This window comes from Streptomyces sp. (genome assembly GCF_035563135.1).
Classification (GTDB): domain Bacteria; phylum Actinomycetota; class Actinomycetes; order Streptomycetales; family Streptomycetaceae; genus Streptomyces.
Genome location: NZ_DATMVN010000521.1, coordinates 19,783 through 30,741 on the forward strand (window position 1 = coordinate 19,783; position 10,959 = coordinate 30,741).

Here is a 10,959-nt window from a genome sequence, read left to right on the forward strand (position 1 = left end):
GACCACTCGGCGCCCGTAGACCGGAAAACCTCCCACCTCTTCAAGGGGACCCGCACGTGACGGACCATCCGCTTCCCTTCCGCGACCCGCAGCTGTCCTTCTCCCGGCGCACCGACGATCTGCTCGGACGGCTCACGCTCGACGAGCGGATCGCGATGCTGCACCAGTTCGCCCCGGCGGTGGAGCGACTGGGGCTCGGCCCGTTCCGTACCGGACAGGAGGCCCTGCACGGAGTCGCCTGGATGGGGCCCGCCACCGTCTTCCCGCAGGCGGTCGGTCTCGGCGCCACCTGGAACGACGACCTGGTCCGCCGGATCGGCGAGGCCGTCGGCAACGAAGTACGGGCCAAGCGCGCCCAGGACGACCGGGTCGGGCTCAACGTCTGGGCACCCACGGTCAACCTGCTGCGTCACCCGCTCTGGGGCCGGGGCGAGGAAGGGTACTCCGAGGACCCGGCACTGACCTCCGCCATCGCGGTGGCCTACACCCGCGGGCTGCGCGGGGACGACCCCCGCTACTGGCGTACCGCACCCGTGCTCAAGCACTGGCTGGCGCACAACAACGAGACCGACCGGGACACCGCCTCCTCCTCCGTCCGCCCGCGCGTCCTGCACGAGTACGACCTGCGGGCCTTCCGCGACGCCGTGCGGGCCGGGGCGGTGGCCGGCGTCATGCCCGCCTACAACCTGGTCAACGGCCGGCCCAACCACGTCTCCCCGCTCCTGGAGCAGCACCTGCGGCGCTGGACCGACCAGCCGCTCGTCGTCTGCTCGGACGCGGGCGCGCCCTCCAACCTGGTCGATTCCGAGCACTACTTCGACACCCATGAAGAGGCGACCGCCGCGGCCCTGAAGGCGGGTGTCGACAGCTTCACCGATCACGGCACCGACTCCACCGTCATGACCGGCCGCATCCGCGCCGCCCTCGACAAGGGCCTCATCGGCGAGAGCGACATCGACACCGCGGTCCGCCGGCTGCTCGCACTGCGCTTCGCACTCGGCGAGTTCGACCCGGACCTCGATCCGTACGCGCGGGTGGACGACCTGGACACCGAGGAGCACCGGGCGCTCGCCCTGGAAGCCGCGGAACAGGCCGTCGTCCTGCTCAAGAACGACGGCCTGCTGCCCCTGGAGCCGGAGCGGGGCCGCACCGTCGCGGTGGTCGGACTGCTCGCGGACGCCTGCAAGCTCGACTGGTACAGCGGCACGCTCATGCACCGCTCGACGCCGCTCGACGGAATCCGCGAACGGTACGGCGCCGAGAACGTCCTCTTCGCCGAAGGTGTGGACCGGGTCCGGTTCAGGTGCTCCGGCGGCTGGCTCCAGGTGCCCGCCGCCGACGGGACGGCGGACGCCGAGGCGCGGGGCTCGGAAGGAGCCCTCGACCCGGCGCTCCTCGCGGGCCGCACCGACCTGCCCCCGCTCACCTGCGGTGACGAGGCCACCGAACTGGCCCTGGTGGACTGGGGCGACGGCGTCCTCACCCTGCGGACCGACGAGGGGCTGTACCTCTCGGTCGCCGGTGACGGATATGTCAGGGCGTCCGCCGACGAGCCGGGCGGCTGGGTCGTCCAGGAGACGTTCCGCCTGGAAGCGGTGGAGGGGCACGACGGCGGGCACCGCCTTCTGCACATCGGAACCGGTGGGTACGTGTCTGTCGCCGCCGACGGCGCCAAGGTTGCCGCATCCGGCGAGAAGATCTCCCGCGCGGACGCCACGGTCTTCGAGCCGGAGACCGTCGAGCACGGCGCCGACGCCGTGGCCCGGGTCGCCGCGGCCGCCGACACCGTGATCGTCGTCGCGGGCAACGACCCCCACATCAACGGCCGCGAGACCGAGGACCGCACGACCCTCGCCCTGCCCGCCCAGCAGGACCGGCTGTGGCGCGCCGCGCACGCCGCCAACCCGCGTACGGTCCTCGCCTTGACCTCCGCCTACCCGTACGCGGTCGGCGACGCGGCCGACGGGCTGCCGGCGCTCCTGTGGACGGCTCACGGCGGTCAGGCCGCGGGCACCGCGCTCGCCCGCGTCCTCGCCGGCGACGTGTCCCCGGCCGGCCGGCTTCCGCAGACCTGGTACGCCAGCGACGGTGATCTGCCGGATCTGTTCGACTACGACATCATCGGCTCCCGGCAGACGTACCTCTACTTCGACGGCGCGGTGCTCTTCCCGTTCGGACACGGCCTCGGATACGCCGGCTTCAGCTACTCCGGACTCCGGGCCGAGGTGGACGGCGAGCGGCTGCGGATGTCACTGACCGTCACCAACGACGGCTCCGTCGCCGCCGACGAGGTGGCCCAGTTCTACGTCCGGGCGGTACAGCCGCCGGTGCAGGACCCGCCCGCCCGCGAGGGACTGGGACGCAGGCTCGGGTCCGTGCCGGGCCAGGGTGCGCCGGCGGCCCTGCCCCTGCGCAAGCTGGTCGCCCACCGCCGGGTGCACCTCGCACCGGGCGCGGCGGAGAAGCTCGCATTCGAGGTGCCCGTGGAGGAACTGGGTCACTGGAGTGTGGCGCACGGACGCTGGGTCGTCGAGCCCGGAGCGTACGAGGTCCTCGCGGGCGCGTCGAGCGCCGACATCCGGCTCACCGCCGCGGTGGCCGTCGACGGCGCAGCGCAGGGCCCGCGCCCGGTGGTCTCGCGCGGTCTCGACGCCGCCGACTACGACTGGCAGCGAGGCACGGTGATCGTCGACCGCGCGAAGACGGAGGGCGACGCCGTCGCGCCCGCCTCCGCCGGCGAGGAGGGGCAGCTCAGCTACGGGGCGTGCGACTTCGGGGACGGCGTGGACGGTCTGACGCTCCTGGTCTCGGGGGAGGGGCGCATCACCGTGCGCGGGGGCGGGCACAGTCTGGTGGTCCAGTTCCCGGACACCGGCGGCCCGTACGACTACCGCGCCATCGAGGCCGAGTTCGGCCTCCGCGGGGTGCACGAGCTGTGCATCGGCCTCACGGGGTCCGTACGCCTCGCCCGCATCGAAGCCGTCACCGGCAGGGAGTCCGCATGAAATTCACCGACGGTTTCTGGCTCATGCGTGAGGGCGTCCAGGCGTCGTACGCGACCGAGATCCGTGATCTGCGTGTCGACGCCGACCGGTTCACCGCCCACGCGGCGGTCAAGCGCGTCGCGGCGCGTGGTGACACGCTCAACACCCCGCTGATCACGGTCGAATGCTTCTCCCCGGCCGAGGGGGTCATCGGCGTACGCACCACCCATCACGCCGGCAAGGCCCGGCGGGGACCGGACTTCACGATCCTGCCGGACGACGCCACGGCGCCTGCGGCACGCACCCGGCGGGACGGCGCGGTCACGGAACTCACCAGCGGGCCCCTGACGTTGCGCATGGACGGCGACGGGCCCTGGGGCATCACCTTCCTCGGCGCCGACGGGCGGCGCCTCACCGGGGTGGATCCGAAAGGCACGGCGTTCGCGACCGCACCCGACGGCACCCACCACATGATCGCCCAGCTCGCCCTGGACATCGGTGAGAACGTCTACGGCCTCGGCGAGCGCTTCACCCCGTTCGTGAAGAACGGCCAGAGCATCGACATCTGGCAGGCGGACGGCGGCACCAGCAGTGAGCTGGCCTACAAGAACATCCCCTTCTACCTGTCCTCCCGGGGCTACGGCGTCTTCGTCAACCACCCGGGCAAGGTCTCCTTCGAGGTCGGTTCGGAGTCCGTCGGGCAGGTGCAGTTCAGCGTCGAGGACCAGTCGCTGGAGTACTACGTCGTCGCCGGCCCGACGCCGAAGGACGTCCTGTCCCGTTACACGGCTCTGACCGGCAGACCCGCGCTGCCGCCGGCCTGGTCGTTCGGTCTCTGGCTGACCACGTCCTTCTGCACGTCCTACGACGAGGAGACCGTCACCTCCTTCGTCGACGGCATGGCCGAGCGCGGCATCCCGCTGAGCGTGTTCCACTTCGACTGCTTCTGGATGCGCGAGTACCAGTGGTCGGACTTCCTCTGGGACCCCGAGGTCTTCCCCGATCCGGAGGGGATGCTGGCCCGCCTGAAGGAGCGCGGGCTGCGCATCAGCATGTGGATCAACCCCTACATCGCCCAGAAGTCGGCCTTGTTCACCGAGGGGGCGGAACACGGTTACCTGGTGCGGCGGCCCAACGGTGACATCTGGCAGTGGGACCTGTGGCAGCCGGGGATGGCGCTGGTCGACTTCACCAACCCGGCCGCCCGGGCCTGGTACAACGACAAGCTGCGTGTCCTGCTCGACCAGGGCGTCGACTGCTTCAAGACCGACTTCGGCGAGCGCATCCCCACGGACGTCGTCTGGCACGACGGCTCCGACCCGGAGCGGATGCACAACTACTACGCGCAGATCTACAACCGCACCGTCTTCGAGCTCCTGGAGAAGGAGCGCGGGGCAGGGGAAGCGGTGCTCTTCGCCCGGTCCGCGACGGCGGGCGGGCAGCAGTTCCCGGTGCACTGGGGCGGCGACTGCTTCGCCTCGTTCACCGCCATGGCCGAGTCCCTGCGCGGCGGTCTGTCGCTGAGCCTGTCCGGCTTCGGTTTCTGGAGCCACGACATCGGCGGCTTCGAGGGAACGCCCGACCCGGCGGTCTTCAAGCGCTGGCTCGCCTTCGGCCTGCTCTCCTCGCACAGCAGGCTCCACGGCAACGTCTCCTACCGGGTCCCGTGGGAGTTCGGTGAGGAAGCCGTCGACGTGGCACGGAAGTTCACCCTGCTCAAGCACCGGCTCATGCCCTACCTCTACGGAGTGGCCGCCGAGACGCACCGCACGGGCATCCCGATGATGCGGCCCATGTTGGCGGAGTTCCCCGGCGACCCCGCCTCCCGCACCCTGGACCGGCAGTACATGCTCGGCCCGGACCTGCTGGTCGCGCCGGTCTTCACCGAGGACGGGGAGGTGGAGTACTACGTCCCCGAGGGCACCTGGACCTCGCTGCTCACCGGTGAACGCGTCACCGGCCCCGCCTGGCGGCACGAGACGCACGGCTTCGACAGCCTGCCCCTGCTGGTCAGGGACGGTGCCGTACTGCCGTGGGGCGCCGACGACCAGCGCCCGGACGGCGACTGGCGGGACGGCCTCACCCTGCGGGTCTTCGGGTCCGCCACCGGTGAGCGGTCGGTCGTCGTGCCGGATCGGACCGGCGGTCCGGCGGCGGAGTTCCGCGTCGTACGCGACGGAGCGGGCGCGCGGGTCACGGCGCAGGGCACGGACCGTCCCTACCGCGTGGTCATCGAGGAGACCGGGGCGGCGGAGGAGGGGACTGGGACCGTTACCCTCGCCTGACCCGCGCATTCACCAAAATCCGATGGCCCGCCGTCAGCCCTCTGCCCGGGGCCGGCGGCGGGCCGGGCCGTCGACGCCGGTGATCCCGATGTGCACAGCGTCGTCGTGCACGAGCCCCGGCCCCACCGGCCGGCGTACGGCGGCCGGCTCCCTCCCGTGCCTGTCGCGGCACCGGGGAGGGAAGCCGGCCCGGCCGGCCCCGGCGGTCAGCGGGCGGACCGGGCCGCCGGCTCCGCTCCCGGACGCTCGAACTGGGTCCGGTGCAGTTCCTCGTACCGTCCGCCGGCGGCCAGCAGCTCCTCGTGCGTGCCCCGTTCGACGATCCGGCCCGCCTCGATCACCAGGATCAGATCGGCGGCCCGCACCGTCGACAGCCGGTGGGCGATCACGAGCGCCGTACGGCCCTCCAGAGCCTCGGCCAGCGCCTCCTGGACGGCGGCCTCCGAGGTGGAGTCGAGGTGAGCGGTCGCCTCGTCCAGAATCACCACCCGCTGACGGGCCAGCAGCAGCCGGGCGATCGTGAGCCGCTGGCGTTCGCCGCCGGAGAGCCGGTAACCGCGCTCGCCGACCACCGTGTCCAGCCCCTCGGGCAGCGACGCGATCAGGCCGTCGAGGCGGGAGCGGCGCAGCGCGTCCCAGATCTCCTCCTCGGTGGCTTCCGGCCGTGCGAGCAGGAGGTTGGCACGCACCGACTCGTGGAAGAGGTGCCCGTCCTGCGTGACCATGCCGAGGGTGTCCCGGATCGAATCGGCCGTCAGATCGCGTACGTCGACGCCGTTCAGCCGCACGGCGCCCGCGTCGGTGTCGTACAGCCGGGGGAGGAGCTGCGCGATCGTCGACTTGCCGGCTCCGGACGATCCCACGAGCGCGACCATCCGGCCGGGCTCCGCCCTGAAGGAGACGTCGTGCAGTACCTGTGTGCCGCCGCCGGAGTCGAGTGCGGCGACCTCTTCGAGCGAGGCGAGGGAGACCTTGTCGGCGGAGGGGTAGCCGAAGGAGACCGTGTCGAACTCCACGGACACCGGCCCGTCCGGCACCCGGCGGGCGCCGGGCTTCTCGGCGATCAGCGGTTCGAGGTCGAGGATCTCGAAGACCCGCTCGAAGCTGACCAGGGCGCTCATCACCTCGACCCGGGCCCCCGCCAGTGCCGTCAGCGGAGCGTAGAGCCGCGTGAGCAGCAGGGCCAGGGCGACGACGGCCCCGGGCTCCAGGCTGCCACGCAGCGCGTAGTAGCCGCCGAGCCCGTAGACCAGGGCGAGGGCCAGCGCCGACACCAGGGTGAGCGCTGTGATGAAGGTGGACTGCAGCATCGCCGTACGGATGCCGATGTCGCGCACCCGGCCCGCGCGGGCGGCGAATTCGGCGGACTCGTCGGCGGGGCGCCCGAACAGCTTGATGAGCGTCGCGCCGGGAGCCGAGAAGCGCTCGGTCATCTGGGTGCCCATGGTGGCGTTGTGGCCGGCGGCCTCCCGCTGGAGGCCCGCCATCCGGGCGCCCATCCGGCGGGCGGGGACGACGAACACCGGCAGCAGTACCAGGGCGAGCAGCGTGATCTGCCAGGAGATCGTGAGCATCACGGCCAGGGTCAGCAGCAGGGTGACCAGATTGGAGACGACGCCGGACAGGGTGTTGCTGAACGCCCGCTGGGCGCCGATCACGTCGTTGTTGAGCCGGCTGACCAGCGCGCCGGTCCTGGTGCGGGTGAAGAAGGCGACGGGCATCCGCTGGACGTGGTCGAACACGGCGGTGCGCAGGTCGAGGATCAGGCCCTCGCCCAGGGTCGCCGACAGCCACCGGACGAGGAGCCCGAGACCCGCTTCGGCCACGGCGATCAGGGCGATGAGCAGGGCGAGCCGTGCGACCGTCCCCGCCTCCCCGCCCTGCACGATCGCGTCGACCACGCGCCCCGCCAGCACCGGTGTGGCCACCGCCAGCAGGGCGGTGACCACGCTGAGGAGCAGGAAGCGGAGGATCCGGCCCCGGTGGGGCCGGGCGAACGCCGCGACGCGGCGCAGTGTGGCCTTCGAGAAGGGCCGGCGGTCCTTCTGCGCGTTCATCGAGCTGTGCAGTGAATGCCACGCCGTGACTTCCATGTCCATGCGGTGCCTCCGGAGTCGGTCGGTATGCATGGCACGCTAGGACCTCAAGCAAGGTTGAGGTCAAGCGTTCCCGGTCGGCTTCACCCGCGTGTGCGTTCAGCGCGCCCGTACGGTCGCCATGACCTCACGGTCCGGCTGCAGGGTCAGCGTCGGCACGGGGCCGATGGTGCCCGGGTCCACCTCCAGCTCGAAACGGCGCGCCAGGACGGCGAGGACCAGCACCGTTTCGACCATCGCGAACCGTGTGCCGAGGCAGACGCGGGGGCCGCCGCCGAAGGGGTACCAGGCGTACTCGGGGATCTCGTCCCCGTCCTTCGCGTCCCAGCGCTCCGGGCGGAACGCCTCGGGCTCCGGGAACCACCGCTCGTCCCGGTGCGTGACCCACTGGCTGCTCCACACCCGCGTCCCCTCCGGCATCGGGACACCGCCGATCCGGGCTCCCTCCTTGGCGATCCCGGTGATCAGCCAGATGGTCGGGTACAGCCGGAGGGTCTCCTTCACCACCGCCTGGGCGTAGGCCAGGTGTGCGTAGTCGTCGATGCCGGGATCCCGGTCGCCGAGGACCCGGTCCAGCTCCTCGGTGAGTGCCGCCCGCGCGTGCGGGGAGCGGGAGAGCAGATACCAGGCCCACACCAGCGTCGAACTGGTCGTCTCGTGGCCGCCGATGTAGAGCGTGACCGTCTCGTCGCGGATCTCCTTGTCGGAGAGGTGCGTCCCGGTCCCGTCCACCGCGGTGAGCAGCCGGCTCAGCAGGTCGGGCCGCTCCCCGTCGCCGTCGCGATGGCGGGCCACCACGCGCCCGACCTCGGCGTCGATCACCGCGGCGGCCTTCTTGATCCTGGCCCGCCCCGGCGTCGGCACCCGGTCGGGCAGGACGGCGCCGAGTCCGCTGAACTCCTTGCCGATCTCCTGCTGGGCGATGTCCATGGCGCGGCCCATCGACTCGGCGTCGGCCGGCGTGTCCACCCCGAAGACGGTGCGCACGGCGATCTTCTGCGTCAGCGCCGCCATCTCCCGCTTGATGTCCACGCGCCGGCCCTCCGACCAGGTGCCGGCCAGCTCCACCGCGCACGCCGTCATGGTGGAGGCGTACGCCTTCACCTGCTTGGGCCGCACCGAAGGCTGGACCAGTGACCGTTTGCGCCGCCAGTCGGTGCCGCGCGCGACGACGACACCGTTGCCCATGACCGTACGGAAGGCGATGCCCAGCAGCGGCTGGTCGAAAGTGCGTTCCGTCTCGGTGAGCAGCTCGCCGATGCACTCGGGGTCGGCGATGAAGACGCAGTCGTTGCGGCCGAAGCGCCACCGCACCATGTCCCCGTACCCGCGCAGGCGCTCGAAGAAGGCGAGGGGGTCCCTGCCGAACTGCGGCAGGCTCCCGAGTAAGGGAAGCCCCCTGGGCCCCTGGACGAGCCGGTGACCACGCGGCTCGGCGCCCAGGGCCGCATCGGTTTCCGTGGACATGAGGACTCCCGTCATCTGCCTTGCCCAGTAGGTGAGTTGCAGAGCCTATGCCGGTTGCCCGCGAGTTCGAAGAGGGATCTCCGGTGCCGGTCCACGGCATGACCGAGGGCCGCGGACGGTGGTCTGCGGCCCTCGGTCACTCGCTGATCACCGCCGGATCCTGCGGAAGATCCGCAGCCGGCCTCGAAGCGGGTGTGATCGCCCTCTGGCTCATCCGCCGAGCAGTGGCTCCGCCGCCCTGTCCAGCACCGAGGCGACGCGCTCCCAGGTCTCGGTGTCCCTCTCCGTCGCCGGGAGTTCGGCGTCCGTGCCGCCCGACTTCGTGTTCCAGCGGGTCGCGACGGCGACCGGGTCGCCACCGCCCGCCGCGGAAGCGGCCAGCGCGGCCGCGCCGAGTGCGACCAGTTCCCCGCTGCCCGGCACGATCAGAGGCCTGCCGGAGAGCCGGCGCACGGTCTCCACCCAGGTGCGGCCCTGGGCGCCGCCGCCGACCAGCCGGAGCGGCCGGCCGGCGACCTCGGGGTCGGCCGGGTCGAGACCGCACGCCCGCAGCAGCTCGTCGAGCGCCCGCAGCACGGTGAATGCCGCGCCCTCGTACGCCGCGCCGAGGAGCTGCTGCGGGGTCGTGTCGTGCCGGAGTCCGGTGAGCAGTCCGGAGGAGCGGGGGAGATCCGGGGTGCGTTCGCCGTCGAGGTACGGGAGGAGGACGGCTTCACCGCCGGGTGCCGCGTCGTCGCGGTGCAGGCCGAGCAGGCCGGCCACCTTGTCGACGGCCAGGGTGCAGTTGAGGGTGCAGGCCAGGGGGAGGTACGTACCGTCGGCCGCGGCGAACCCCGAGAGGGCCGTGGACGTGGGGCGGGCCCGCGAGGCGGCGAAGACCGTGCCGGAGGTGCCGAGGCTCAGGACGGGATGGTCCAGCAGTCCCGCGCCGCCCAGGCCGAGGCCCACCGCGGCGCTCATGTTGTCCCCGGTGCCTGCCGCGACGGCGATCCCGGCCGGCAGGCCGAGCGCCTCGGCCGCCGCCTCGGTGAGGGAACCGATCCGGGTCCCGCCCGTGGCGGCGACCTCCGGCAGCATCGAGACGTCCAGGCCGAGGAGGTCCAGGAGCACCGGGTCGTACGCCCCCGTCCCGGTGGAGTACCAGCAGGTGCCCGAAGCGTCCCCGGGGTCCGTCGCCGCGACGCCCGCGAGCCGCTCCGTGAGGAAGTCGTGGGGCAGCCGCACGGACGTGGTCGCCTCGGCGTTCGCCGGGTCGTTCTCGCGCAGCCACCGCCATTTCGTCGCGGTCATGGACGCGACGGGTACGGAGCCGGTGCGCGCGGTCCACGCCTCGGGCCCGCCCAGCTCGGTGACGAGCGCCGCGGCCTGCGGCGCGGACCGCGTGTCGTTCCACAGGAGGGCGGGGCGCAGCGGCCGGCCGGTCCGGTCGAGAGTCACGAGACCGTGCTGCTGCCCTGCGACGGCGATGCCGGTGACGGTGGAGGAGGAGAGTCCGGACTCCTTGAGGCCGGCTGCGACGGCGTCGCACAGCGCCCGCCACCAGATCTCGGGGTCGGTCTCGCGCGCCCCGCCCTCACCCGTGACGACATGCGGGGCGCGGCCGACGGCGAGCAGCTCGCCGGTCTCGGCGTCGGTGACTGCAGCCTTGGTGGACTGGGTGGAGCTGTCCACGCCGATGACGACGGTACGCGGCGGCATGGGCTACCTCTTCTCGTGCGGTGTCCGGTGGTGCTGGTTTTGGGAGTGCGACAAACAAATTACGTGATCGACGGCGTGCCGAACAGGGGCTGCCCTCGTTTCGTCATCCGGGGGGTTACGTCCGCGCGGCACTCCGTGCATAATTAATCATGCCAGTGAACAAATAGGCCCGGGGTACTGACGACGGCTCCGGTCCCCAGGCAGGCGAAGGCGGACACACGATGACGGAACGCTTCACTCCCACTCCTGCGGACAGGTTCACCTTCGGTCTGTGGACCGTGGGCTGGTGTGGCAACGACCCGTTCGGTGACGCGACGCGTCCCGCGCTGGACCCGGTGGAGTCGGTGGAGCGGCTCGCGGAGCTCGGTGCGCACGGGGTGACCTTCCACGACGACGACCTGATCCCGTTCGGGTCCTCCGAGGCCGAGC

At 72.0% G+C, this 10,959-nt stretch carries 5 protein-coding genes and 1 pseudogene; 3 read left to right on the plus strand and 3 right to left on the minus strand.

Going from position 1 to position 10,959, the window contains the following annotated elements:
* The first annotated feature begins 56 nt into the window (after positions 1-56).
* Both VN520_RS23060 and yicI read left to right on the plus strand, forming a co-directional pair.
* Positions 57-3,005 (plus strand): glycoside hydrolase family 3 protein, encoded by a 2,949-nt coding sequence (locus VN520_RS23060; RefSeq protein WP_325748846.1) that lies wholly within the window; start codon positions 57-59, stop codon positions 3,003-3,005.
* A complete protein-coding gene (gene yicI / locus VN520_RS23065; protein ID WP_325748847.1) occupies positions 3,002-5,269 on the plus strand; it encodes an alpha-xylosidase in 2,268 nt (755 codons plus the stop codon). Before VN520_RS23060 ends, yicI begins: the two co-directional genes overlap by 4 nt.
* A gap of 206 nt (positions 5,270-5,475) precedes the next feature.
* On the opposite strand, the gene VN520_RS23070 is transcribed toward yicI, so the two are convergent.
* The 3 genes from VN520_RS23070 to xylB form a co-directional block, all read right to left on the minus strand.
* Positions 5,476-7,368, minus strand: coding sequence for an ABC transporter ATP-binding protein (locus VN520_RS23070; RefSeq protein ID WP_325748848.1), 1,893 nt, complete (start codon positions 7,366-7,368; stop codon positions 5,476-5,478).
* A gap of 96 nt (positions 7,369-7,464) precedes the next feature.
* Positions 7,465-8,832, minus strand: coding sequence for a cytochrome P450 (locus tag VN520_RS23075; RefSeq protein ID WP_325748849.1), 1,368 nt, complete (start codon positions 8,830-8,832; stop codon positions 7,465-7,467).
* Between the two features lie 210 nt (positions 8,833-9,042).
* On the minus strand, positions 9,043-10,530 hold the full coding sequence (gene xylB, locus VN520_RS23080) for a xylulokinase (protein WP_325748850.1): 1,488 nt from the start codon (positions 10,528-10,530) through the stop codon (positions 9,043-9,045).
* A 221-nt stretch (positions 10,531-10,751) separates the two neighbouring features.
* Between xylB and VN520_RS23085 the strand changes: the two are divergent.
* Positions 10,752-10,959 (plus strand): annotated as a pseudogene (locus VN520_RS23085) (xylose isomerase); the annotation flags it as partial.

Excerpts from the sequence above, each read along its gene's own strand:
- xylB (WP_325748850.1), bottom strand. The coding sequence starts at position 10,530 with ATGCCGCCGCGTACCGTCGTCATCGGCGTGGACAGCTCCACCCAGTCC.
- VN520_RS23070 (WP_325748848.1), bottom strand. The coding sequence starts at position 7,368 with ATGGACATGGAAGTCACGGCGTGGCATTCACTGCACAGCTCGATGAAC.
- VN520_RS23075 (WP_325748849.1), bottom strand. The coding sequence starts at position 8,832 with ATGTCCACGGAAACCGATGCGGCCCTGGGCGCCGAGCCGCGTGGTCAC.
- yicI (WP_325748847.1), top strand. The coding sequence starts at position 3,002 with ATGAAATTCACCGACGGTTTCTGGCTCATGCGTGAGGGCGTCCAGGCG.